Origin of the sequence: Hoyosella subflava DQS3-9A1, from assembly GCF_000214175.1 — a bacterium.
GTDB classification, from domain to species: domain Bacteria; phylum Actinomycetota; class Actinomycetes; order Mycobacteriales; family Mycobacteriaceae; genus Hoyosella; species Hoyosella subflava.
The window spans coordinates 2441799-2465751 of the sequence record NC_015564.1; the positions used below are offsets into that span (position 1 = coordinate 2441799).

Annotated in this window: 21 protein-coding genes and 1 pseudogene; 10 read left to right on the plus strand and 12 right to left on the minus strand. The window is 61.2% G+C overall.

Annotation, left to right across the window (positions count from 1 at the left end; translation table 11 throughout):
* Nucleotide 1: 1 nt before the first annotated feature.
* From AS9A_RS11475 to AS9A_RS11510, 8 genes are all read right to left on the minus strand, one after another.
* A complete protein-coding gene (locus AS9A_RS11475) occupies nt 2–1369 on the minus strand; it encodes a WS/DGAT/MGAT family O-acyltransferase (RefSeq protein WP_013807177.1) in 1368 nt (455 codons plus the stop codon).
* Between the two features lie 34 nt (nt 1370–1403).
* Complete coding sequence (locus AS9A_RS11480) at nt 1404–3242, minus strand: AMP-dependent synthetase/ligase (protein WP_013807178.1); 1839 nt, start codon at nt 3240–3242, stop codon at nt 1404–1406.
* On the minus strand, nt 3239–4999 hold the full coding sequence (locus AS9A_RS11485) for a GMC oxidoreductase (RefSeq protein ID WP_013807179.1): 1761 nt from the start codon (nt 4997–4999) through the stop codon (nt 3239–3241). Before AS9A_RS11485 ends, AS9A_RS11480 begins: the two co-directional genes overlap by 4 nt.
* The gene (locus AS9A_RS11490) at nt 4996–6600 is read right to left on the minus strand and encodes a succinic semialdehyde dehydrogenase (RefSeq protein ID WP_013807180.1); all 1605 of its coding nucleotides are present in this window, start codon (nt 6598–6600) and stop codon (nt 4996–4998) included. The genes AS9A_RS11485 and AS9A_RS11490 overlap by 4 nt, the downstream gene beginning before the upstream one ends.
* 33 nt (nt 6601–6633) lie before the next feature.
* Nucleotides 6634–7554: a lysophospholipid acyltransferase family protein gene (locus AS9A_RS11495; RefSeq protein WP_013807181.1), complete on the minus strand. Its 921-nt coding sequence runs from the start codon at nt 7552–7554 to the stop codon at nt 6634–6636.
* A gap of 106 nt (nt 7555–7660) precedes the next feature.
* Nucleotides 7661–8272: a TetR/AcrR family transcriptional regulator gene (locus tag AS9A_RS11500; protein WP_041451044.1), complete on the minus strand. Its 612-nt coding sequence runs from the start codon at nt 8270–8272 to the stop codon at nt 7661–7663.
* A 148-nt stretch (nt 8273–8420) separates the two neighbouring features.
* Complete coding sequence (locus AS9A_RS11505) at nt 8421–9338, minus strand: alpha/beta hydrolase (RefSeq protein WP_013807183.1); 918 nt, start codon at nt 9336–9338, stop codon at nt 8421–8423.
* On the minus strand, nt 9335–10843 hold the full coding sequence (locus AS9A_RS11510) for a flavin-containing monooxygenase (protein WP_013807184.1): 1509 nt from the start codon (nt 10841–10843) through the stop codon (nt 9335–9337). The genes AS9A_RS11505 and AS9A_RS11510 overlap by 4 nt, the downstream gene beginning before the upstream one ends.
* 103 nt (nt 10844–10946) lie before the next feature.
* Here AS9A_RS11510 and AS9A_RS11515 point away from each other — a divergent pair, with 103 nt between their 5' ends.
* Entirely contained in the window at nt 10947–12023 is a 1077-nt protein-coding gene (locus AS9A_RS11515; RefSeq protein ID WP_237707806.1) for an AraC family transcriptional regulator, read from the plus strand.
* 8 nt (nt 12024–12031) lie between these two features.
* Here the strand turns inward: AS9A_RS11515 and AS9A_RS11520 are convergent, their stop codons facing one another.
* Nucleotides 12032–13327, minus strand: a complete 1296-nt coding sequence (locus AS9A_RS11520) for a PucR family transcriptional regulator (RefSeq protein ID WP_013807186.1) — start codon at nt 13325–13327, stop codon at nt 12032–12034.
* Nucleotides 13328–13489: 162 nt separating this feature from the next.
* Here AS9A_RS11520 and AS9A_RS11525 point away from each other — a divergent pair, with 162 nt between their 5' ends.
* The 3 genes from AS9A_RS11525 to AS9A_RS11535 are packed head-to-tail and all read left to right on the plus strand — an operon-like array spanning nt 13490 to nt 16748.
* Entirely contained in the window at nt 13490–14728 is a 1239-nt protein-coding gene (locus tag AS9A_RS11525) for a cytochrome P450 (protein WP_013807187.1), read from the plus strand.
* The gene (locus tag AS9A_RS11530) at nt 14725–15726 is read left to right on the plus strand and encodes a PDR/VanB family oxidoreductase (RefSeq protein WP_013807188.1); all 1002 of its coding nucleotides are present in this window, start codon (nt 14725–14727) and stop codon (nt 15724–15726) included. The genes AS9A_RS11525 and AS9A_RS11530 overlap by 4 nt, the downstream gene beginning before the upstream one ends.
* Nucleotides 15723–16748, plus strand: coding sequence for a Rieske 2Fe-2S domain-containing protein (locus AS9A_RS11535; RefSeq protein ID WP_013807189.1), 1026 nt, complete (start codon nt 15723–15725; stop codon nt 16746–16748). The genes AS9A_RS11530 and AS9A_RS11535 overlap by 4 nt, the downstream gene beginning before the upstream one ends.
* Here AS9A_RS11535 and AS9A_RS11540 read toward each other — a convergent pair.
* Nucleotides 16741–17976 (minus strand): PucR family transcriptional regulator, encoded by a 1236-nt coding sequence (locus tag AS9A_RS11540; protein ID WP_013807190.1) that lies wholly within the window; start codon nt 17974–17976, stop codon nt 16741–16743. The two genes, AS9A_RS11535 and AS9A_RS11540, sit on opposite strands and share 8 nt — an antisense overlap.
* Before the next feature lie 86 nt (nt 17977–18062).
* Here AS9A_RS11540 and AS9A_RS11545 point away from each other — a divergent pair, with 86 nt between their 5' ends.
* Nucleotides 18063–19148, plus strand: coding sequence for a ferredoxin reductase (locus AS9A_RS11545; protein ID WP_013807191.1), 1086 nt, complete (start codon nt 18063–18065; stop codon nt 19146–19148).
* A 9-nt stretch (nt 19149–19157) separates the two neighbouring features.
* The gene (locus tag AS9A_RS11550) at nt 19158–20330 is read left to right on the plus strand and encodes a fatty acid desaturase family protein (RefSeq protein ID WP_013807192.1); all 1173 of its coding nucleotides are present in this window, start codon (nt 19158–19160) and stop codon (nt 20328–20330) included.
* Between the two features lie 262 nt (nt 20331–20592).
* On the opposite strand, the gene AS9A_RS11555 is transcribed toward AS9A_RS11550, so the two are convergent.
* Complete coding sequence (locus AS9A_RS11555; protein ID WP_013807194.1) at nt 20593–20790, minus strand: hypothetical protein; 198 nt, start codon at nt 20788–20790, stop codon at nt 20593–20595.
* A 139-nt stretch (nt 20791–20929) separates the two neighbouring features.
* On the opposite strand from AS9A_RS11555, the gene AS9A_RS11560 reads away from it, so the two are divergent.
* The 4 genes and pseudogenes from AS9A_RS11560 (at nt 20930) to AS9A_RS11575 (ending at nt 23201) form a co-directional block, all read left to right on the plus strand.
* The gene (locus AS9A_RS11560) at nt 20930–21349 is read left to right on the plus strand and encodes an MmcQ/YjbR family DNA-binding protein (protein WP_041451850.1); all 420 of its coding nucleotides are present in this window, start codon (nt 20930–20932) and stop codon (nt 21347–21349) included.
* Between the two features lie 40 nt (nt 21350–21389).
* Nucleotides 21390–21872 carry an RNA polymerase sigma factor gene (locus AS9A_RS11565; protein WP_192808152.1) on the plus strand — a complete coding sequence of 161 codons (483 nt, stop codon included), beginning with the start codon at nt 21390–21392 and terminating at the stop codon, nt 21870–21872.
* Nucleotides 21869–22483 (plus strand): methylated-DNA--[protein]-cysteine S-methyltransferase, encoded by a 615-nt coding sequence (locus tag AS9A_RS11570; RefSeq protein WP_083826529.1) that lies wholly within the window; start codon nt 21869–21871, stop codon nt 22481–22483. The genes AS9A_RS11565 and AS9A_RS11570 overlap by 4 nt, the downstream gene beginning before the upstream one ends.
* A pseudogene (locus AS9A_RS11575) lies at nt 22480–23201 on the plus strand (2OG-Fe(II) oxygenase). Before AS9A_RS11570 ends, AS9A_RS11575 begins: the two are co-directional and overlap by 4 nt.
* Nucleotides 23202–23226: 25 nt before the next feature.
* On the opposite strand, the gene AS9A_RS11580 reads toward AS9A_RS11575, so the two are convergent.
* Nucleotides 23227–23931 (minus strand): MOSC domain-containing protein, encoded by a 705-nt coding sequence (locus AS9A_RS11580; protein WP_013807200.1) that lies wholly within the window; start codon nt 23929–23931, stop codon nt 23227–23229.
* Between the last annotated feature and the right edge of the window lie 22 nt (nt 23932–23953).

The window sequence follows — 23953 nt, forward strand, 5'->3', positions numbered from 1 at the left end:
GCTATGCCTGCACCACCGCTCGTTCTAGGGCAACCAAGGAATTCTCCAGGTGAATGAGCAGACGCTGCAGATGCGGAATTGCGGTGCGGCAGCCAATGATCCCGAAGTCCAGCGTGTCAGCGTTGCTGGTCAGGGTGATGTTTAATGCCGCACCATCCATGATGATGGAGGCTGGATAAACACCGTCAAGCTTCGCTCCGTCCCAGTACATCGTGCGTTTAGGGCCCGGGACATTTGAGACGACGACGTTGAACGTCGGCGGCACCGCACCGCAGCTACGCGTCATGCTCGACGTAACAAACGGCGAGAGCATCGCGGCTGACACGGCCATCGCCTGCACCGGTGTCAGGCCTGCCATCATCGTCTTCGCCTGACGCATCGAGCGTGTGACAGTCTCGATGCGCATGAGCGGATCAGCAGTATCGGTGCCCAGGTTAGCGAGGACTGCCGCGACAGCATTGCCTGCACTGCCGTCCCCTTTGTCGTGCAGTGATATTGGGACGAAGGAAACTAACGGTGCGTCAGGAAGTGCGTGTTGTTCGAGGAGGTATTCGCGCAGCGCACCCCCGCACATACTGAGCACAACGTCGTTGAGCGTGCAGTTCGCCTCGCTGGCTACCGCTTTGATGCGGTCGAGCTGCCACGATTGTGCGGCGAAGCGGCGCGCTCCGCCTATAGGAACGTTGAACATTGTGCGCGGTGCACGCAACGGAAGTGGCATATCGCGTTCACGTGCGATGTGCCAGCCGATTGCCGCGGTTGCGCGCGCCAGACCGGTAGCTTCCCGGCCTATACCGGCAACCGTCTTGATCGCACCGAACGAGCCTCCGCCGCCAGCCTTGATAGATTGCCGCTTGTGCGGGGCGAACAGCGGTGGCACGGATGCGGCGTCGGCGTCCTCGCTGAGCGAGGACTGCATCAACTTCAAGGCGGTGACACCGTCCGCCAGCGCATGATGCATCTTCGTGTAGACCGCAAACCGTCCATCATGCAGGCCTTCAACCAGATGAATTTCCCACAGCGGACGGTGCCGGTCGAGGAGCGCACTGTGCCAGAGTGACGTCACTTCGAGTAATTCCCTGATCCGCCCCGGACGCGGAAGGGCGGACAGCCGCACGTGATAGTCGAGGTCGATGTTTTCCTCATCTCGCCAGCTCAATGCCTTGGGTGTTGCCGACACTGAGCCGATCGTCTGGCGAAATCGCGTCGATACGGCGTCAGCACTGAGAAGTTTCGTGTACAGCTCCCGGGTGAAGTCGGGGCCAGCTCGTTCGGGTGGTGTGAAGAGCTGCAGCCCGCCCACGTGCAGCGGACGCTCTCGCCCTTCGAGAGCGAGAAAGAAATAGTCAACAGGATTGATGAACCGCATGGGTGAGGCTTTCACTCGAGTGTGGCGAGGGGTTTCACTGGTTGTAGAGCGCGTCGATTTCGGCAGCGAACTTGTCCGCTACGACGTTGCGCTTGAGCTTCATCGATGGAGTGAGTTCGCCCGTGGCCTCAGTGAAGTCGACATCAAGGATCGTGTACTTCTTGATGGCCTCGGCCTTAGATACGGTTTTGTTCGCCGCGGCGACGGCCTCTTCGACTTCGATGATCAGGTCCACGTCGGTGCGCAGGTTAGCAATGGTTGCGTCCGCGGGCTTGCCGTTGCGGTCCTTCCAGCCTGGGAACGCCTCGGAATCGATGGTGATCAGCACGCCGATGAACGGCTTCTGATCCCCGACGACTACCGCCTGACTGATCAGCGGATGCGCGCGCAGCACGTCCTCGAGTCCGGACGGAGCGACGTTCTTACCCCCGGCGGTGATGATTAGTTCCTTCTTACGGCCGGTGATCGACAAGTAACCGTCGTTGTCCAGGCTGCCGAGGTCACCGGTGTGGAACCAGCCGTCCACGATCGACTCAGCGGTCGCCTTCTCGTTCTGCCAATAACCGGAGAACACCACGGGACCGGCTAGCAAGACTTCACCGTCATCGTTGATGCGTACTTTGTTGCCTGGCAATGGTCGTCCCACGCTGCCGATCTTCTGCCTGCCGATCGTGTTGACGGTGATTGCCGCGGAGGTTTCCGTGAGCCCATACCCCTCATAGATCGTGACACCGATGCCCCGGAAGAAATGGCCGAGGCGCGCACCGAGCGGGGCGCCGCCGGAGATGGCGAGTTCGCACTGTCCACCGAGCGCGCCCTGAAGTTTGCTGTAGACGAGCTTGTTGAACACCGCGTGCCGGACTTTAAGCGGGAGCGGGACATTGCCAGAATCCTGTGCCTGGCTCCAGGCGATTGCAGTCTCCGCGGCCTTGTCGAAGATCTTGCCTTTGCCGGCATCGTGCGCTTTCTGCCGGGCAGAGTTATAGACCTTCTCGAACACGCGCGGCACTGACAGGATGAGGTTTGGCTGGAAGCTCCCGAAATGCTCGACGAGATTCGGGACATCGGACGTGTGGCCCACGGTGACTTTCGCTTCCACGCAGGCGACCGAGATCGCACGGGCGAAAACATGCGCGAGCGGCAGGAACATCAGGGTCTTGTTGCCTTCCCGCAGCAATGAGGAGAAGCTCGATGCGAGGATTGACGCTGACTCGGACAGCAAATTGCGGTGCGCCAACTGGACACCCTTCGGACGTCCCGTTGTGCCTGATGTGTAAATCAGGGTGGCTGGGTCGGCGGCCGTGAGCGCCGCCACCCTGTCATCAACAGCTGAATCAGCGAGATCCTTTCCAGCGGTTACGAGTTCGCTGATTGCCGAAGTGCTACCACCGTCGATTACCAGGACCGTCTTGAGGGCAGGCGCGGCGGCAGCGACCGTCTCGACGTTCCTCTTATTCTCCAGCGTCTCCACAATCAGGCCGACCGCCGCGGAGTCTTCCAGAATCCAGGCCACCTGATCCGGTGAAGACGACGCGTAGATCGGCACCGTCACTGCCCCGGACGACCAGATGGCGTAATCGAGGACGACCCATTCGTAACGCGTGTTCGCGAGGAGTGCCACGCGGTCACCCGGAGCCACTCCAAGGGCGATGAGGCCTTTCGCGGCGCTGTAGACGTCATTCTTGAATTCCGATGCGGTTACCTCTGTCCAGCTCCCTTGGGTGTGGCGCTGGAAGAGCGGATAGTTCGGGGTTTCGGCGGCGTGGCGTGCCACGACATCCGCGCATGACGCGTCTTCCGGGATCGTGTACGTCGCGGGACTACTGAACTCACGCGCTACAGCGGTGGGGTGAGGGTTCTGGGTGATGCTCATGAGAGTTCCTTTTCAGCGTTGGGGCCGGGCGTAGCGGTCAGCGCGCGGCCGTGTGTGACATCCGCAATGGGCAGGTGGAGGGCTGCGGGCGCGTGTTCGGGGACTGCCGGGTGTTGTGGCGCGACGGCGGGAAGCCTGGTGTAACCCGATCCGACGGGTGGACGGCTGTCGGCCTGACCCTTGTTGGGCCAGAACGCGAGCGCACGTTCAGCCTGGGCGGTGATGGTCAGTGACGGGTTGACACCGAGGTTCGCGGTGATCGCTGACCCGTCGGTGACATGGAGCCCTGGGTGGCCGTAGATGCGGTGCCAAGGATCGATCACGCCGGTGTCGCGGCTATCTCCGATCGGGCAGCCACCGATGAAGTGTGCGGTCATCGGTATGTTCGCGATCTCGCCGATGGTGCCGCCGGGGACCCCACCGATCTTTTTCGACACTCGACGTGCGGTTTCATTACCTTTCGGGATCCAGGTGGGGTTCGGTGCGCCGTGACCCTGGCTGGAGGTGAGCCGGTAGGTTCCGAATAAGCCTTTCTTCCCGCGGATATTGATCGAGTTGTCGAGGGTTTGCATGACCAGGAGGATGATCGTTTTCTCGGACCAGCGGCGCACTGAGAACCAGGTGAGGTTCCGGGGGCTCAGGATCATGGTCAGCACCCAGGTCAGCCATCGCGGAATCTTCTCGCCACCATCGGTCAGCGCGGTCTGCAGCAGTCCCATGGCGTTGCTGCCCTTGCCGTATCGGACTGGTTCGATGTGTGTGTGCTCGTCCGGGTGGAATGACGAGGTGATCGCGACACCACGGGTGTAATCGTTAGTGGCGGAACGGCTTTTGGCGCCCAGAATTGATTCCGAGTTGGTGCGCGTCAGTTCACCGAGGCGCGGTGATACTTCTGGCAGCGCACCCTCGTCACGCAGGCGGTGAAGAAGTTTCTGCGTGTTGTAGGTCCCGGCCGCGAAAATCACCTGTTCGGCAGTAAAGGTAGCGAGGTTCTTTCTGCGGTGCGTGCTGCGCCCGGTTCGCACAGTGTCGACAGCGTACCCACCTTCAGATAATGGCCTTACGGCCGTGACCGTGGTGAGCGGCCGGACCTCTGCCCCGTTGCGTTCCGCAAGGTGCAGGTAGTTCTTGTCCAGTGTGTTCTTCGCGTTGTACTTGCATCCCGTCATGCACTCACCGCACCGGATACACGCGTGGCGCTCCGGACCCGCGCCACCAAAGTACGGGTCACCCACCGATTCGCCGGGCCTCGTTGCCGGACCACCGAAACACACTCCGACTGGAGTGGAGTGGTACGTGTCCCCCACGCCCATCTCCTCAGCGACTTGCTTCATCACTTCATCAGCCGCAGTGACGTCAGGGTTGGTCTGCACGCCGAGCATGGACTTGGCCTGCCGGTAGTACGGACTGAGTTCCGAGCGCCAGTCAGTGATATGGGACCACTGCTTGTCCCGGAAAAAGGGATCGAGTGGTTCATACAACGTGTTGGCGTACACCAGCGACCCGCCGCCGACACCGGAAGCAGCGAGGATTACCGCGTCCTTCACCATGTGGATGCGCTGCATACCGAAGCACCGCAGCTTGGGGGCCCACAGGAAGTTCCGCAGATCCCATGAGGTTTTAGGGAGAGTGTCACGGTCGAATCGGCGTCCGGCCTCGAGCACACCAACTCGGTAGCCTTTCTCGGTGAGCCGTAACGCGGCGACCGAGCCGCCGAATCCAGAGCCGATCACGAGAACGTCATAGTCAAAGGTCATTTCATGCCCGCCTTCTTCATCACCACAAATGCTGCGGTGAGTGCGCCCGCCCAGAGCGGATAGCTCATCCGCGCAGGGGGCCGGAATCCGATGACCCGCTGGTGCGCGATGGTTTGTGCCTCGGTGTACTTGAGCAGGCCTTCCGCGCCGTGGCGCCGTCCCAGTCCGGAATCCCCCATGCCGCCCATGGGGGCATCAACGCTGCCCCACGCCGCGGCGAATGCTTCGTTGACGTTCACTGTTCCCGCATGTAGCCGCGCGGCGAGTGTCCGGCCGCGTTTACCGTTGCGCGTCCAGACACTCGCGTTGAGCCCATACGTGGTGTCGTTCGCGCTGCGCACGGCTTCGTCAACGCTGTCGAATGGGTACACCGACACCAATGGACCGAAGGTTTCCTCGCGATAACACGCCATCTCGGAGGTGACGCCAGCAAGAACGGTCGGCTCGAAGAACAGCGGCCCGAGGTCGGGCCTCGCCCGCCCACCTGCGAGTACAGTTGCGCCCTTAGCTACGGCATCGTCCACGTGGCCGGCCACAGCGGCGAGCTGCGAACGCGAGGTCAGCGACCCCATATCGCAGCTGAAATCAAACACGGCGCCGAGCTGCATGTCTTCGACCCGGCGGAGAAACCGCTTCACAAACTCGTCGTACACCGACCGATGTACATAGAGACGCTCGATAGAGATGCACAACTGCCCGGTTGACGAGAAACAGGCACGTACCGCTCCCTCTGCGGCCTTGTCGAGGTCAGCATCGTTGAGAACAATCATTGCGTTCTTGCCGCCCAGCTCGAGCGACGCACCGATCAGTTTCTCGCCCGCGTCACCAGCGATCCCCTTGCCTGAATTGGTGGAACCGGTGAACATCATGTAGTCGGATCCCTGCATCAGCGCGTCACCAAGTACTCGGCCGGGCCCAACAACGATCTGCCACAGGCCTTGTGGCAATCCCGCCTCATACATGAGGTCAACGGCCCACAGCGCACTGAGCGCGGTCTGCGTATCTGGTTTCTGAACGACCGCGTTTCCGGCGAGCAGTGCGGGGATAGTGTCCCCGGCCGCGAGGCTGAACGGGTAGTTCCACGGTGAGATCACCGTGACGACGCCTTTAGGGTGACGGAGTTCAGTCGTATGGGTGATCACTGGAAATGCGCCGCGACGGCGCCTGGTCTTCAACAGCGACGGCGCGGTGCGTGCGTAGTAGCGGGCGGTCAGAGCGATGTCCGCGACCTCGAGAAAAGCATCCCTGCGGGTCTTTCCGTTCTCCGCCTGAATCAGGTCAAGAATCTCGTTCTTCCGCTGCAAGACAAGGTCATGAAAGCGCGCAATAACGCGTGCCCGCTTCCGGACCGGGGTCGCGGCCCAGGCACGCTGCGCTTTCCGGGCCACAGTGAACGCCTCATCGACGTCTTCACGGGTCGATACTGGCAGGTCTCCCACGATGGAGCCATCGTGGGGCGCGGTCGTGATAACCCGTTCAGCATCGGGTGCTGCACTGATCCGCATGGCTAGCTGCGGGGCTCTAGTCGCGGCACGGGCCGAAGACGGTTGGCGACCGCGGATTTCATCATTCATCGTCAAATCTGGAAGCTCGATGCTCATCGTTTTGCTTTCGGTATGTTGGTGGCGATTCGTTCAGCCGAAGATCGGGAAGCGTCGGCGTTGCGCGAGACGGTCCATTCCCGCCTGGATGGCGGATTCGACCTGCTGGTAGATCGCGTCGACGTACTCGGCGTCATTGACCCGGTCGGGATCGCTGTCCACCATGATTGGTTCTAGGATCTCGGTTCGGATTTTGGCAGGCAGCGGGATGTGCATCGGGAGAATCTCGATTGCCAGCGGAAATGGAAAGCCTGAGATTATTGGCATCGTCGCTCCCCGCAGGCGCTTGCTCAGCCCGCTCCACCGCGCGAGTGAACGTCCCTCGGAGAGGACGAATACCGTGTCGTGACCACCGATAGTCGCAACGGGAACGATCGGGACGCCGGACCGGATCGCCTGCCTTACAAACCCTTTCCGCCCTGCGAGTACGGCCTTGTCGCGTTTATTCCAGCTGCGCATCGCGTCTTGCTCACCGCCCGGCCAGACCACCACATCGCGTCCGCCCTGGAGCGCGGCTGAAACCCCACGTCGCGATGCGGGGATGACACCCACAGCCTTGAAGTAGTCACCGAGTACCGGTGCGGCCATGAGCACGTCGTGAGCGGTCCCGTGCAGAATTCGTTTGCCATCGAAATGACGGTGCCACGCGTGGACGAGCGTCCACGCATCAATAGTGAGCGAGCCGCCGGAGTGAACGCCCACAAGCAGGGACGGTTCTGTCGGCAAACGATCCCATCCGCTAATTTCGAGACGAAAGTACCTGTCACACAGAAAGTCCCATACTGGGCGCTGAAACATGCGCATGAAGGCTGGATTCGGCCCGTCCGAGGTTTGGGCTTTGGACACCCGTCTGGTGATGAATCGGCTGAGTGGATCGCGAGGCGCTTTCGAAGCGCGTTCATTGGCCTGCGGAGTGGAGGGTGTGGTGGCTGGTGCGGGGATTTGTGTTTGCATGGCAAATCTTCCTCAGGGTATGACGATTCGGCGTTCGCTGTACGCACGGTGAACGTGAACGTGAACGTGAACGTGGTGGTGTGACTGCGTTGTGCAGTTCCGGCCGTCAGGCTGCCGAGATTGCCTCGATGTAGGAGGCGTAAATGTGGGCCACACCCGAGACCGCTTCGTCGCGGTCTCGAGGCGCGAGGGCAACGAAATTCAGAGCATTGCGGGTTATCGCTTCGCCAAGGACGCGGGCGTCATGCGGGCTCGCGTTCACCCAGCTGCGCTGGAACGCTTCTGCGATGACGGGGGACGCGTGGTCGACAAGGAACTGACTTTCCACGGTGATCATGCGCAGCAGGTCAATGGGCGAATCGGTAGCCCGCAGTGATTCGACTAGGGGGTCCGCTTCTATGCGGCGGAAGAAGTCGAGGTAAGCGGCATGAACGGCGTGATATGCGGCGCCGGGATTGGCATAGATTTCCCGCGCGATCGCGTCGGCGATGTCGCTCGTGAGTCGGGAAGCGTAGGCGCGGGCGAGGCCGCTGCGCGACTGAAACTCGTTATAGAGAGTCTTGCGGCTAACTCCGGCTGCTGAGGCGATGTCCGCCATCGTGACCGCAGACCATTTCTTGACCTTGAGCTGTTCACTGAGAGCGTCGAGAACAGCGCGGCGCATGAGTGTCAGCGCTGTTCTCTGGTAGCGGTTTGGCGACCATTCGGCCTCGGCCATGCGCTCAAGAATAGTAGACGTGTGGATTGCTCGCGGCCTCCTCAGATCGTGCGGACTGTTGTGCATGGAATCTCCTGCGTAGGGCTAGCTGTGTATACAGATTAGCGCTTTGTGTGTAACACGTACACAGTTATCACTATATGTGTATCTAAAGGTGGTATATGTCACTTCTACCGCGTGTAGTGGCTGGCCCTAGGAAAAGGCCGACTTCGTGTGTGGCATCGGTACATTCGGCTACCAGGCCCGCGTGCAGGTGCGCCACATGCCACAGCCCGGCAAATATGCGCTGGCGGATGGCGCCGCCCGCGTTCCGCACAAGCTCGACGAATCTGTCGATGTCGGGACCGAGAATCTCGTCGCTTCCGGCGTGCACAAGCACGGGCGGCAGCCCGGACAAGCCCGCGTACATAGGCGATAGCGCCGGATCCGTCAGGCGCTCTGTGACCCCTCCATAGCGAGCAGCGCAGGAACGCAGCCAGGCCGTGCGGAGCATCGGGTCGCGATTGTCGTCGCGCACGCCGGTCAGGGTCAGGTCGACCCAGGGCGATATCAATGCAATTCCCGCCGGTGCAGGGATTCCCTCATCGCGCAATGTGATGCACAGCGCGAGTGCGAGCCCAGCCCCTGCCGAATCACCCGCGACCGCAATTCGTCCGGGCGCAATGCCGCGCTGCAGGAGCGCTTTGTACGCACTGAGCGCGTCCTCGAGCGCTGCAGGGTACGGGTGCTCTGGAGCGAGCCGGTAGTCAGCCAGATAGACCGGCATCCTGGCTGCGGCGGACAGGTGCGCGGCTAACGCCCGGTGCGTCCTGGGCGACCCAACCGTGTAGCCACCACCGTGCAGGTAGAGCACAGCCCGTTGCGCATCTGCACCTGGAGTCTTCACTCTTTCTGCTGGGCATCCGTGCAGTGAGATGCGGTCAACCTGAGTGCCCTGCGGCATTTTCGCGACCCGCCCTGCAATATCGAGCACTGCGCGTTGCAGCTCTACCGGTACCGAGGGAGAGAGTGTGGGCCGGACGACGCCACGCACTACGAGCCTCATCATCTGCCGGGCCAGCGTCATAACTGAACCGTTCCTGAAAGCGACGGAGCCGGAGCAGGTGCGGCGTGGTAGTCGTTCTCGTCGAACGTGCGCGTTGAACGGCGGTAAGCGAACGTGAAGCCTGGCCAGTTGTTGGTCACTTTGCCGGATGCAGTCTTGTACCAGCTCGAGCACTCCCCTGCCCAGACTGTGGCGCCAATCTTTTTCTGCACCTGAGCGTTGAATACGCCTTGGACGTGAGGCAGTACGTCGAGCCATTTGATGTCACCTTTAGCCAGGCGTGTGATGCCCTGCAGGATGTAGCGGATCTGGGACTCGAGCATGAAGACGATGGAGCTGTGCGACAGATTTGTATTCGGCCCGTACAGCATGAACAGGTTCGGGAACCCAGCAACCGTGATGCCGAGGTACGCCTCGGCTCCCTCTCGCCACTCCTCGTTCAGGGTCTTCCCCTCAATCCCGGTGAATTCCATTGGCGAGAGAAAGTCGGTGGCCTGGAAGCCTGTCCCCAGAACGATCGCGTCCACCTCGTGCAGAACTCCATCAGCGGTGACCAGCCCATCAGGTGTGATTTCGGTAATTCCCGAGTTCACAACGTCAACGTTCGGCTGGGCGAGCGCCTGGTAGTACTCGTTGGAGATCAGGATGCGCTTGCAGCCGATCGGGTCCTTCGGGGTGAGCTTGTCACGGAGTACCGGGTCTTTGATGGTCTGCTTCAGGTGCCGCTTGAAACGCCACTCGATGACGCTCATCGCCTTGGGGAACTTCGTGAACGCGAGCGCCCGTGGCTCCAGCGTGGCGTATGTGGCCCACCGCGAAAGCCGAACCAGCCCGGGGACGCGGCGGAACAACTCCACCGCAGCCCTTGAGTAGGCATAATCGGGCTTCGGGATCACGTGTGCGGCATCACGCTGAAACAGCTCGACCTGGGCGCCGCTGGCAGCGATTCGTGGCACGAACTGGATGGACGAAGCGCCCGTGCCAATCACGCCGACCTTCTTGCCTTCCAGCTGATAGTCGTGGTTCCACGTGGCGGAGTGAAAGATCTCGCCTTTGAACGTGTCGAGGCCCGGGATCCGCGGGTAAGCGGGTCGGCTGAGCTGACCAGTTGCCGTAATAACGACATCTGCACGGTGCGTGCGTCCGTCAGCGAGCTCTACCGCCCATGCCCCTTCGTGCTCATCAAATTTTGCGCCGCGTACTTCCGTGTTGAATTCGATGTGCGGCAGCAGGCCGTACTTGCGGGCGCAGTCGCGGAGATACTCGTGGATTTCAGCTTGCGGAGCGAAACGGCGTGACCAGTCGGCTTTCGGCTCGAATGAGAACGAGTAGAGGTGCGAGGGCACATCACACGCGGCCCCTGGGTAGTCGTTGTCGCGCCACACTCCGCCGACATCATCGGTCTTCTCGAACAGTGTGAGGTTGTCGAAGCCAGCCTTCTTGAGCTGGATCGCCATCCCCAGGCCACCGAAGCCGGTGCCGATTATGGCAACTGAAGGTGCGTGTGTAAGGCGGGCTGCTCCCATGGTCATGTCCTCGCATTTAGCTCGTCGGTAGTGGGACTGAAATCAAGAATATGAAGGTCAGATCGAAGGAAACAGGTGATAATTGGCCCAAGAGTTACTAGATATGGCCACTCTGAAGGGGCCACGCGATCGGGAGGTACCTGCAGTGATCCGGCAAGCGATACCGCGCTCGCCGGCGAGCGCGGCATTGCTCATTGAGTTCGCGCAGGCCCGCGGCGTTGCACTCGCGACGTGCCTTAAAGGTACGAGACTCACGATGAGTGCCCTGAGGAACCCCGCCACTGAGGTGACCGCCCAGCAGGAACTACGGCTCATTGCAAACACCGTTAAGGCCCTCGACTACGAGCCCGGTCTGGGAATCGAGGTAGGCCACCAGTACCACCTGACAACCTATGGAATCTGGGGTTTCGCACTCATCAGCAGCCCAACACTGCGCAACGCCATCGACGTCGGCTTACGTTTCGTCGGACTGACATTTGCGTTCTGCCGAATCACCGCGCGTCTGCATGACGACGAAGTATGGCTAGTTCTCGACCCCAATGAGGTTCCGGTTGCGGTGCGCAGATTCGTCACCGAGCGGGACAGCGCTGCGATAAAGAACCTCCAGCAGGAACTGGTCGGACAGTCCGTCCCGCTCCGGCGGGTGACGTACACCTTCCCCGCACCCATCGACGGCATCGAGCGCTACACCGAAATACTCGGCACTGCACCCGTGTTCGGCGCGGACGAGAACACACTCGTTATCGATCCGGCCTACCTCGATGAGCCACTGACGCAAGCGAACGAATACGCGAGAGCACTCGCACAGTCTCAATGCCGTGACTTGCTCAACCAGCGTGAAGCGCGCGCAGGCTTGTCCGGTCAGGTACGGGACCTGTTGCTCGCGGATCCAACCCAGCCACTCACACTCGAAGAGGCTGCACGCGAACTGCACATGAGCAGTCGAACAGTGCGCCGACTACTCGCGGCAGAAGGAACCTCGTTGCGCGCGTTGACCAATGAGATTCGGGAAGGACTTGCCGAGGAACTCCTGATCACCGGACGCATGCCGGTCGCCGACGTCGCACACCGGCTCGGCTACACGGAAGTATCGAGTTTCTCGCAGGCATTCCGGCGGTGGAAGGGACTCGGGCCGCGCGAGTACCGGGCGCAGGTGAGCACGGGAGCAATTTCCCGCTAGGCGCGTGTTCAATCCACAACCCTGTCTCTGAGCCAATGGCACAGCAGCAGGGCAACCTCGACATCGAGCCGATCGTCGCTGATCTCGCGGCCACGGCGCTCCAACGCCCGCCGAACCCGATATCTGACGGTGTTGGGGTGCATGTGCAGCTCCTCTGCCGCGCTCTTATAACCCGAGTCGGCCCGCAGGAAAGCACGCAGCGTCTCCCGCAATCTCTCGTCGCTTTCCGTAGGCGACGCAAGCGGACCGAGAACTTCACCCACCCAAGAGCGTGTCGCGTCAGCGTTCTCGGCAAGCAGGCCCGACAACAACACGCCACATTCGCTGGCATCGGTCACCCGCTGTTCCTGCTGTCCCGTTGCGTGTGCGACCGTGCGGGCTAACTGCGCCTGCTGATGCGAACGACGGAAACCGTCCAGCCCGTGGAGCGGCTGCCCAATTGCAACGAAAGGGGCTTGCGGCGTCGCATCAACCGCGTCGCGGACCGCTTGCTGCACAGTTGCTCTTGCTGCCGCAGTCACCGGAACCCACACCCACCCCGTGAGCCGGTCGGCGGCGACAAAGAGCGGGGACTCAGGGCCGGCCACCCCACTTTCGTGGAGTTTGTGCACGAACCTTTCGATGGCCGTGAGTTCGCCCCCTCCCTGCTGATCGTGACACCACACAACGATTGCCAGGTGAACCCTTCGCAATGGATAACTGATTGCCGATGTCAGGACATCAAGATCAGCATCGGTATCAGTGTCACCACCCGCGAGCAGTTCACGCACGCGCGACGAGCGCAGGCTGTTGCGGCTCGCCTGCCAGCGATCACGCTCATCCTGATACACCCGAATCAATTGCTGCGAGATCCAGTCGATGTATCTGAACGTGAGCGCGGTGATTCGTTCGATGACGTCGAGAATTAGCGGGGAGTCGAAATCACAGCCGCGGATCTCCTCCATCACAACGTTCAGCACCGTTTGGTGACCGATGCGGTAGGCCCTGATCAGTGCGTCAGCAGACACGTCACGTTGGGCAAGTCTGCGTGCATATTCAAGCGCGGTTGTTGGCGGCTCGATGTGGTCGAGGGAAATGTCATTGCGGATCGCCGCGAAAACGGTATCGATATTCGCTGCAACGGTGTCATGGAGCAGCTGTTGGAGCTGAGCATCATCCCGCAACTCCGAGATTTCCCGCATCAGAGTGTCCTGCGTGGAGCGTGTTATCGCACCCAACTGGTCATCGAGCCGCGTGATGATTGCCGCCGCGGAGTCAGCGACGACGGCACGGTAGTCACCGTCTTCCCGGTCGTCGCGCGTCATGTGCGGAGCGTAATTAAGCGGAGCTTGTGCCGGGAGTCATTCGGGAATTCCAGCTTGTATCGAGCCTACAAAGGCTGCACGAAAGTTGGTATCGCCGTGACATCGGCACATCAATTCTCGCTCCGTAGCGTGATTTACACCCAACCGACAAAGCGAGAGACTATGACCTCAACAGCCCCAAATGACCTTGACAGCATCGACCTCGCAGACTCCACAGTGTGGGATGGCGGGCCGCCCTACGAGTTGTTCAAGCGACTCCAGCGCGAAGACCCGGTTCATTTCAGCGCGCAGCGCTCAGCACCCGGCGAAGGCGGCTTTTGGTCAATCACTCGGTACGATGACGTGCGGTCAGTGAGCCGCGACCATAAGACGTTCTCGTCGGAAAAACGCGGAATATTCCATTTCGACGATATTGGCGTCCCACTCGATATTCAGCGACTGCAGATGATCTCGATGGATCCCCCGCGCCACGACCGTTTGAAAGCACTTGTCATCAAAGCGTTTACGCCGCAGCGAGTGGCCGAACACGAAGATCACATCCGCCAGATCATCGGACGGGTTCTCGACAGCGTAGCTGACCGGGAGAGATTCGACCTCGTTGCTGATGTGGCGCGACCAATCCCGGCCCGCGTCATCGGCTCTTTCCTCGGTACTCCGCCCGAAGACGATGCGACGCTGGTGCATTGGACCAATGTGTTCACCGCGTTCGAAGACCCCGCGATCCGCGATCAATGGTCCGACACCGCGGGCGTGGTCACCGAGATCATCGAATACGTCAATGGACTCATCGCACAGCGCCGCGAACACCCTCAGAACGACTTGCTGTCAGCGCTTATGGACGCTGAAGTCGACGGCGAAAAGCTCAACGAACTCGAGCTCGCAACGTTCTTCATTCTGCTGATGTCAGCCGGTAACGACTCCACCCGGGCTACCTACAGTGCGACGATGCTTGAACTGCTGCGCAACCCGGAAATGCTCGCGCAACTCCGTGAACAGCCCGAACTAATCGAGGCGGCAGTCGAAGAGGGGCTTCGCTGCTATCCAGCTTTCGCCTTCATGGCCCGCGCAGCGACCCGCGACGTCGAAATGCACGGCAAAACGATCAAGGAAGGCGACCGCGTCCTGCTCTGGTATCTGGCGTCGAACCGCGACGAAACCGCGTTCGAGAATCCAGATCAGTTCGACATCACACGGCCCGGCCTCGCCGACAAGCATCAGGCCTTCGGCGGGCGTGGACGCCACTTCTGCCTCGGCGCCAACCTCGCTCGCCTGGAACTGCGACTGTGGATCGAGCAGACATTGCAGCGCTTCCCCAATCTCGAACTCGACGGCGAACCGACCCGTGTCCGGGCCTTGTTCCTCAACCAGTACAACTCGATTCCAGTGCGGCGGACATCATGACCGCCCCGGAACTCCTCGTCGAGTCGCCCCAGCGCAACAGGGGCACCTATCGGGAAGTTGAACTTGACCTTCAGGTACGAAAACGTGAGCGCGTTGCGGAGGGCGTTGTAGTACTTACCCTCGCCGACCCTGCGGGCGCTGACTTGCCTGAATGGACACCTGGCGCGCACATCGACCTGATGATGACACCGACGCTCATACGCCAGTATTCGCTCTGTGGGGATACCTCCAACAGCGCCGAGTGGAAAGTCGGCGTGCTGCTCGATCCGGCCAGCCGCGGAGGTTCACAGTTCGTCCACGACAAACTGCATGAGGGAGCCACCGTTCGCGTTCGCGGCCCGCGTAACCACTTTCCGATGGTGCAAGCGGCTCGGTATAAGTTCATTGCCGGCGGGATTGGCATCACCCCGATCTACACGATGATCGCCGCTGCCGCAGCGACCAACGCTGACTGGCAGCTGCTGTATGGCGGCAGAACACGGTCGTCGATGGCTTTCCTTGACGTCCTGGAAGACCACGGCGACCGGGTCTCGGTGTGTCCCCAGGACGAGACAGGGATGCTTGACCTTGCTGCGGAACTCTCCGCGCCTGACGAAGACACCGTTGTGTACTGCTGTGGTCCTGAAGGACTTCTCAGCGCAGTTGAACAGGCCTGCACGAGCTGGCCTACCGGGAGCCTGCACATCGAGAGGTTTGCTGCGAAGGCGTTCGAGCCTTCCGTCGGCGGAGACAGCGCTTTTGAGGTCGAGTGCCAGCGGTCCGGCGTGAGTGTGACTGTGCCGCCGGACAAGACGATCTACGAAGCGGTCGAGGAAGCGGGCGTCGACGTCCTCGGTTCCTGCATGGAAGGCGTTTGTGGCACCTGCGAATGCGATGTCATCGAAGGCGAGCCCGACCCTCGTGACTCCGTACTGTCGGAGGCGGAGCGGGAAAGTGGAGCCACAATCATGATCTGCGTTTCGCGATCCAGGTCCGAAAGGCTGGTGCTGGACCTATGAGAACCAACTATCCATTCAACTGCTGGTACATCGCCGCAGCGAGCGAGGAGATAAAAACCGGGCTGTTCACTCGGCGGGTGCTTGACCAGCCGGTCGTGATGTTCCGTCGAGGCACAGGTGAAGTCGTCGCAATGGAAGACCGCTGCCTACACCGGGCCTATCCTCTCTCGAAGGGCAGAATCGAGGACGATCGCATCGTATGCGGCTACCACGGCTGCACATACGACGCTGGTGGTCGCCTCGTGGATGTGCCATCTCAAGGTAACGTCCCGCCAGGAGCTCGAGTGCGGACCTACCCGATCCACGAGAAATCGGGGTTCGTGTGGCTTTGGCTCGGTGAGCCTGCGGCTGCTCGTCTCCGGCCGCCGCCACGAATCCCGTGGTCCGCGGAAGAAGATGGATGGGGGAAGTCGCTTGAGGTGTCCAGCGTGCGGGCAAACTACCTGCTGCTCCACGAGCACTACCTCGACCTGACCAACGTGTTCCACATGTACCCCGAAGCAGCACCACCAGATATCCACACACTTCCGCCGTTAAATGAAGTGGAAGTCTCCGAACTGTCGGTGTCCTACTCTCGTCAGACGGTCCCCACCCGCCCGGCGTCGTGGGAGATGGACGTGGCGGGGCTCGCGGCGGATACGAAGCTGCCCCGGGTCGAGGAAGGGATCTTCGTCTCCCCCGCGCTACACGTTCAGCGCTACATCGTCGGTCCAGATGGGGAGAAACCCTACGTTCTGTTGCGAGTGCAAGGGTTCACGCCGGAAAGCCATGGCGCCACCCACGTTTTCCTGCAGATCCAGCGCAACTACGCGATCACTGACGACAGTGTGACCGGGTATTTGCGGACCATGTTTCACGAGATGGGCAAACGTGATCAGGACGTCCTCGAAACAGTCCAGCAGCAATTGGATCAGGAGACCCGGCCGCACAGAGACCTCAACTTCAAGGCCGACCGGGCTGCGATCCGCGCACGCCGCATTGCGCAGCAGATGGTCGACGACGAGCGCTTCGTGCTCAGGTGACTTCGTCGTTATCAGGGGTGCTCGGTATTGACAGCGCAACAATGAGTTCAAGAATGGTTTGCGGATCGCTCAGCCTGTCACCGTAAAGTTCACGCAACTGCGTCATGCGATATCGCACCGTCTGGGCGTGCACGTACAGGTCTGCCGCGACAAGGTCGCGCTGCCCCTGGTGAAGCAGCCACGACCGGAGCGTTTCGCCAAGACGTTCGGCGGAGCTGGCCCGGATCTCGGCCAGCGGTGCGAGTACGCGGTTCCGGAGGTCGTCGGCTGCCTCGAGGTCTGCGGTGAGGATCAGGTCCACCAAGTGTGCATCGGTGTCTACGGGAGCGGTGATGTCGCCGCGTACGATCCCGCGGGTGCGCATCGCACGCTGATACGACGACCGCACCCGAATCCATTCGCGTGCCGGACCAACGATGGCGTGGCGGTCCTCGAGCAGTCGTAGCAGCGTAGCTCTGTTTGACCCGTCCATATCAGGAATCAGGAGCACCGCGGAAGGATCAGTCGCCTCCATACCAGGGAGTTCTTCTGTGACTTGCAATGTCGCTTGACCAAACCGCGACATGAGACCACGCGTCTGCGCGAGCGGCAGTAAGACCGCGGTGAGCGTGTCCGGCGCCTGCCAGGTCGCACGCTCCGCGCTGGACAACAGCACCTCTTCTGACTTTCCAGCTAGCAGGTTCTGCCCGAGCTGATCAAGATAATGTTGCCTGACTTGACCGGTCGTGGCGCGTTCATCGGCGTGACCGGCAATGCTTGCGGCTGACAGTTCATCGATGAACGCGAACGCGAGTTCGGCGAACCGCGCGACGGTGAGGGCAGGCAGCCCTCTCTCAACGGCGGTCGTTGCCATTTCGCGCCAGGCGGCGCGTGCGCCCACTCGGTAGGCCGCGAGGAGTGCGTCCATCGACCTCCCATTGCGGGCCTCCCCTCTGCCCAGTTCGTATGCGCCGTCGAGGGCAGCAGGAAGAGGTGAACCCAGGTCCGACCCTTCAGCTCGCGCGGCGATTTGCACGAGCGCCCCAAGGGCCATTCGGACCGCGCCTTCGATTGTTCTGCCCATGCGTCCGCTGAAGGCGCGTGAGTAGCTGGGCACCTCGACCATGACCGCTGCGACCGTCAGCTCCGCGAACCTGGGTAGTCCGACTTGAAGGGCGGTGACAATCTCGGGGTCGAGGGCTAGGCCGGTAACGAGACCCAGATCACGCTCGGTCCGCTCATTCGGCATGAACTATTCCTGAAGAACAAAAGTGCATTGATCTTTCACGCTTCACGGACAAGAGTTTATCCCCTGAAGTAGGAGATCGTAGAGATATGACAACAAGGGCACCGAAATCACCCACTGTCGGCACCCTGCGTGACCGTTTGGTCAAGCTTGCCCAGATTGCGACCACACCGCTAGTCCCGTCGGACTACCTGGATCTCGTCGCGCCCCTGCGATCCGGTACTGCGTTACGCGGCCGGATCACCGCGATTCACCCGGAAACGCGTGACGCAGTGACCCTCGTGATCAGGCCCGGGCGGGACTGGCAGCCACATGAACCAGGCCAGTACGCTCGGCTCGGGATCGACGTCGACGGTGTGCGCCAATGGCGGACCTACTCGCTTACGTCCAAAACGGACCGCGTGGACGGCTGTATTGCCATCACGGTCAAAGCGATCCCTGGAGGGACCGTCAGTAACCATTTGGTCCGGCGTGCGCGCGTCGGCACAATCGTGCACCTCGATGGTGCCGCGGGTGATTTCACACTCGGTGCCCACGTTCCGGCCAAGGTTCTGTTTGTCACTGCGGGGAGCGGCATAACCCCCGTCATGGGGATGCTGCGCAACAACGCGGAGCACCTCGACGATGTGGTTGTTGTCCACTCCGCACCCACCGCGGCCGACATGGTTTTCGGCAGTGAACTGCGCAAACTCGCGCAGCAGGGACGGATCCGTCTCATTGAGCGGCACACCGAAACTAGCGGCCGACTTGGTGTCACAGAACTCGAAGAGCTTGTCCATGACCTCGCTGATCGCGAAACATGGGCGTGCGGCCCTGCGGGGTTGCTCGACACGCTCGAACAACACTGGGCCCAACGTGGTCTTACCGACCAGTTGCACACCGAGCGCTTCCGGATCGAGCCGATCGTCGCCGGAGACGGCGGCACAGTGACTTTCACCCGATCCGGGACAACCGCGGAGGCTGCCGGATCAGAATCCCTGCTCGACGCCGGTGAAGGCTCCGGGGTCCTCATGCCCTCGGGCTGCCGGATGGGTGTCTGTTTCGGATGCGTCGTGCCACTCAAAGAGGGTGCGGTGCGAGATCTCCGCTCCGGCGACATCACTGAAGCATCTGAAGGCGTCCTCATCCAAACGTGTGTGTCTGCTGCGGCAGGCTCGTGCAATATCGACGTATAAGGAATTGATATGACTCCCTTGCAGCGCATAGAAGACAACCCCATCGCCCATCTCACCGCTCAGGACATCGAAAACCTAGGCCAGGAGCTCGACGCTATTCGCAGCCAGGTGATCGCGAGCCGCGGTGAGCGCGACGCCAACTACATTCGTTCGGTCATCAAAATGCAGCGGACGGTCGAACTCGGCAGCCGCGGTGTGCTCCTGTTCTCGCTCCTCCCTCCAGCGTGGCTTATCGGGACCGCGGGTCTCGCGTTTGCGAAGATCGTCGAGAACATGGAAATCGGCCACAATGTGATGCACGGCCAGTGGGACTGGATGCGTGACTCGAAGATTCATTCGACGACCTGGGAATGGGACAACGCCTCACCGGCGAAGATGTGGAAGCACTCCCATAACGAACTCCACCACACCTACACGAACGTCCTCGGCAAGGACAACGACCTCGGCTATGGCATCATGCGTGTCGACGAGGACCAGAGGTGGACCCGGTATCACCTGATCCAGCCACTGGCGAACTTCGTCAACGCGTGCTTTTTCGAATACGGCATCGCCGCATACGATCTCGAGATCGGCAAATACCTCAAAGGCCGCTTGGACAAGGAAGAGTTCCAAAGCAAGCGCAAGGCGGTTCTCGCCAAGATCCGCAAGCAGGCCGCGAAGGACTACGTGGTCCACCCGCTGTTGTCGGGCCCTTCCGCCCCCACCACCTTCCTCGCGAACGTCACCGCGAACCTGATCCGCAACCTATGGACTCATTCCGTGATCATGTGCGGCCACTTCCCTGAAGGCGTGCAGACCTACGAGAAAACCTCGATCGACGGCGAGACCCGTGGCGAGTGGTACCTGCGGCAAATGCTCGGCTCCGCCAATATCTCCGGCGGACCGCTGCTGCACTTCATGACCGGGAACCTGTCCTATCAGATCGAACACCACCTCTACCCGGACCTCCCAAGCAACCGCTATCAGGAGATCGCCCCGAAAATCCGCGACATATTCGAGCGCTACGAACTCAAATACATCAGTGGCCCACTCCCGAAGCAGGTTGGGTCAGCCTGGAAGAAAGTATTCCGGCTTTCACTGCCCAACGGCTTCCTGAGCAACGCGAAGTCAGCCCCCAAACGGCTCCTGCGAGGAAAGTTGCCGTCGTGGAGGGCGACGAGCGAGGTTCAGGCAGCGGCCTGAGGCTACGCGCTCTCGGCGGGCGGGGAGTTCTCATCATGGCGACTCCGCAAGGCGGGCGACACCCGCGCACTGGAAATGTGCAACGGCGTTAGTTGCTCCTACCGCGGCTGCACACTAGTGCAGCCGCGTCCGCCATCTCACGTGTCCTCCGCGCCGCCGACAATCCGTTATGCTTCGACCAATCCGATGCCAGGATGATCTGTCCGCTGGTTTGACGGCTCGGACTGCGCCTTCCTCCTCTGCGATGCGCCGATACTTCTCCCTATCTGCCTCCGTGAGAGGAGTCGGGGTTTTTGCCTCGCGATTGGACGAGCCCCGCCCCGATTAGCAGGAGCCCGCACACCATCGCGATGGCACCTGCGATTCCGATCCCCGAGACAAGCCCGTCCCCTTGTGCAAGACCAACTGCGCCCGCAAGGACAAGAAGCGTCCCAGTGATCATCGGTCGCGTCCAGCGCATTGTTCCCGCCCTCCTAAGTCAAACTCTCGAGCCGCGTGCTTTCCTTATGGGCCACTGTCAATGGTGCATGAACTCAGATTCTGTTGCGCTTGGTATTGGTTCAACGGCCGCGAGAGGCAGATCCTCGTAAGCTGTGCTGATGACCGAGGACGACAGGCCTGCAACGGTGTCAGATGTTCACGACATCGCAGGTGGGATGCCGTACGTCAAGGTGGAGAAGGCGGGCACTAACCCGGTCTATCAGGTCGGTGGGAAATCGTTCGTTTTCTTCCGCAACCCGCGCCCAGATGCATTCGATCCCGACACTGGGGAAAGGTATGACGACGTGATCGTCGTCTGGGTAGCGAGCGAGAGTGAGAAGAAGTCGCTCATCCAGGATCGTCAGCGTCCCTACTTCACCACAGCGCATTTCGATGGGCACCTCTCCGTGCTCGTGAGAGCCTCGAGACTGCACGAAATTCCGTACGGTGAGCTTGTTGAGCTGATTCAGGACGCGTGGCTGTGCCGGGCATCGCGCCGACGTTCCAGCGCATGGCTAGCTGAACACGGCCTGGCTTGAGCCGATCTCACATTTTGCCGGTCCGAAACGTCTACAGGGTGTGACAGTGCGACCGTTCGAGGACGTGGTGGCCGAATACGGCCCGATGGTACTGCGCGTGTGCCGCGCGGTACTCGGCCCAGCCGATGCTGAAGATGCCTGGTCCGAGACATTTCTGTCTGCCATGCGCGCCTACCCGGACCTCAGCCCGTCGGCAAACATAGAAGCCTGGCTCGTGACCATAGCCCATCGACGCGCGATCGATGTCGCACGAACGAATTCGCGTTCACCGGTCCCCGCCGAAAGACTGCCAGAGCAACACGCCAGAACCGGTATTCCTGGGACTTATGACCCCGATTTGTGGGCGGCGCTCAGGTCGTTGCCCGATAAACAGCGCAAAGCCGTGGCCTACCACTATCTCGCCGGGTTGCCGCACGCAGAGATCGCGGAGTTACTCGACAACTCTCCCGCAGCTGCCCGCCGTGCGGCCGCCGATGGCATCAGAACATTAAGAGCGATTTATCCGAAGGACGATCCATCATGAAAACAAGTGATCACGGGCGCCTCATAAGCGAACTTGGTGGTGGTGGTGACGACGCCGAGGTGCTGGCCCGGTTGCATAGCCGATTGGAACGCGCCGCTGAGGAAGCACTTCTTCTTGACGTTGCGTACCACACTCTCGACACCCCACTGGGACCATTGCTCCTCGCAACGACCCCCATCGGACTGGTACGGATCGCTTACGCCAGCGAAGGTCACGACACCGTGCTCTCATCCCTCGCACACAAAATCAGTCCCCGGGTCCTGCGTGCGCCCGGTCGTCTCAGCACCGCCGCCCGCGAGATCGACGAGTACTTCGCCGGGACGCGCACCCAGTTCGACCTGCCGCTTGACCTCCGATTCCTCGGTGGGTTCCGGCTGCAGGTACTCGATCACCTGCGCGAGATCGCCTACGGGCAGCGGGAGAGCTACGCAGCTGTCGCGTCTGCCATCGGCAATCCGAAAGCTGTACGAGCTGTGGGCAGCGCCTGCGCCCGCAACCCTCTGCCACTCGTCATTCCCTGTCACCGAGTTGTGCGGACCGACGGCACGATCGGCCAGTACATCGGCGGCACAGAGGCGAAGAACACCCTGCTGACTCTGGAGGCGGCATGACAGCGACAACAGCAAGTCTGGCCGACCGGATTGGATCGCAGGACTGGCCACGCCTGACCGACGAAATCGATGCGTTTGGATGCGCGCAAAGCGGCCCGCTCCTCACTGACGGGGAATGCGCTGAATTCGTCGCGATGTGGGATGAAGCCGACAGGTTCCGCACCACAGTTGATATGGCCCAGCACCGGTACGGACAGGGCACATACCGCTACTTCGCGGAACCCGTCCCTGAGCCGATCATGACGATGCGTGCCGAGTTTTATCATCGCCTGCTGCCTGTCGCACGAAGCTGGGCTAACCGTTTACGAGATCAGACCCAATGGCCGGATGACTTCGCCGACTGGCTCAGTGAATGTCATGCGGCAGGACAGTACAAACCGACCCCACTACTGCTGCGCTACACCGCAGGTGACTGGAACGCGCTGCACCGCGACCTCTACGGTGACCTAGTCTTCCCGCTACAGGTCGTCATCGGGCTAGACCGTCCGGGAGTCGACCACACCGGTGGCGAGTTCATGCTCGTGGAACAGCGCGCCCGAGCACAATCACAAGGCACAGTTACTGTGCTGCAACAAGGTCACGCACTCATCTTCACCACCCGCGACCGGCCAATGAGGACAAAACGCGGCTGGTCGCGGTGCGCTGTGCGCCACGGTGTCAGCCGCGTCCGTTCAGGGCACCGCACACCCTAGGTCTCGTTCTGCACGACGCGCAGTAACGACACCGGCGCCCCCAATTGGGTGTCACCCCAGCACACACACGGCGTCCCCGACTGTGATCCTCCCTGACTGGACGACCGTCGCTCGAGCTCCGAGCTCGGCCCCGCGCGTCATACCGATCGCCCTCAACATCCGCGGTTCAGCGGTCACGCCGACTTGCGGCTCATCCACCATTCGGCACCGCGGCATGCCGCCGTCAACGCGGAGAACAACTGTCGGCCCGATCGCGAGCGAGACGCCGTCCCACTGATCCTCGGGAAAACCTGCGTCAACCGTTTCAATCAGGATGTTCGCACGCAGACGGGCAGCATCGATCCGCTGCCCAAGACTCCGCTGGACACTCTCAATCGACGATGTGGTCACCAGGTGAACTGGACAATCGTCGTGGTGCGGCTCATCGGTCGCCTCTTTCAGCACCAACGGCTCGCCGAACGCGTCCGACAGTGCCTTCGATGCCGCAGAATCATTGACAGACAGCACATTTCCATCAGGCGCATGAAGGTGAACGGAATCACCATCGACCGTCGACCGCCAATACAACAAGCCGTCAACCCGACGGAACCGCTTCGTAGTTTTGCCGCTGGCGATCCGCCCTTCGGCCGTGAACACCGCCCACCTTCGATCGTGATCAATCCCCTGCCCCGTCACGGTCGCACACTGCAATGACTCCCCAGCCGTCGACTTCACCGGGAACCTCGAAAGTGCGAGCACACGACCACGAATATCCACACCGCCATCCTGGCATGCCGAA

Coding starts and splice junctions, on each gene's coding strand:
- AS9A_RS11490 (WP_013807180.1), bottom strand. CDS start 6,600: ATGAGCATCGAGCTTCCAGATTTGACGATGAATGATGAAATCCGCGGT.
- AS9A_RS11530 (WP_013807188.1), top strand. CDS start 14,725: ATGACCGCCCCGGAACTCCTCGTCGAGTCGCCCCAGCGCAACAGGGGC.
- AS9A_RS11560 (WP_041451850.1), top strand. CDS start 20,930: ATGACCGAGGACGACAGGCCTGCAACGGTGTCAGATGTTCACGACATC.
- AS9A_RS11520 (WP_013807186.1), bottom strand. CDS start 13,327: ATGACGCGCGACGACCGGGAAGACGGTGACTACCGTGCCGTCGTCGCT.
- AS9A_RS11485 (WP_013807179.1), bottom strand. CDS start 4,999: ATGACCTTTGACTATGACGTTCTCGTGATCGGCTCTGGATTCGGCGGC.
- AS9A_RS11505 (WP_013807183.1), bottom strand. CDS start 9,338: ATGACGCTGGCCCGGCAGATGATGAGGCTCGTAGTGCGTGGCGTCGTC.
- AS9A_RS11480 (WP_013807178.1), bottom strand. CDS start 3,242: ATGAGCATCACCCAGAACCCTCACCCCACCGCTGTAGCGCGTGAGTTC.
- AS9A_RS11525 (WP_013807187.1), top strand. CDS start 13,490: ATGACCTCAACAGCCCCAAATGACCTTGACAGCATCGACCTCGCAGAC.
- AS9A_RS11535 (WP_013807189.1), top strand. CDS start 15,723: ATGAGAACCAACTATCCATTCAACTGCTGGTACATCGCCGCAGCGAGC.
- AS9A_RS11570 (WP_083826529.1), top strand. CDS start 21,869: ATGAAAACAAGTGATCACGGGCGCCTCATAAGCGAACTTGGTGGTGGT.
- AS9A_RS11555 (WP_013807194.1), bottom strand. CDS start 20,790: ATGCGCTGGACGCGACCGATGATCACTGGGACGCTTCTTGTCCTTGCG.
- AS9A_RS11510 (WP_013807184.1), bottom strand. CDS start 10,843: ATGGGAGCAGCCCGCCTTACACACGCACCTTCAGTTGCCATAATCGGC.
- AS9A_RS11475 (WP_013807177.1), bottom strand. CDS start 1,369: ATGCGGTTCATCAATCCTGTTGACTATTTCTTTCTCGCTCTCGAAGGG.
- AS9A_RS11545 (WP_013807191.1), top strand. CDS start 18,063: ATGACAACAAGGGCACCGAAATCACCCACTGTCGGCACCCTGCGTGAC.
- AS9A_RS11515 (WP_237707806.1), top strand. CDS start 10,947: ATGGCCACTCTGAAGGGGCCACGCGATCGGGAGGTACCTGCAGTGATC.
- AS9A_RS11500 (WP_041451044.1), bottom strand. CDS start 8,272: ATGGCCGAGGCCGAATGGTCGCCAAACCGCTACCAGAGAACAGCGCTG.
- AS9A_RS11540 (WP_013807190.1), bottom strand. CDS start 17,976: ATGCCGAATGAGCGGACCGAGCGTGATCTGGGTCTCGTTACCGGCCTA.
- AS9A_RS11550 (WP_013807192.1), top strand. CDS start 19,158: ATGACTCCCTTGCAGCGCATAGAAGACAACCCCATCGCCCATCTCACC.
- AS9A_RS11495 (WP_013807181.1), bottom strand. CDS start 7,554: ATGCAAACACAAATCCCCGCACCAGCCACCACACCCTCCACTCCGCAG.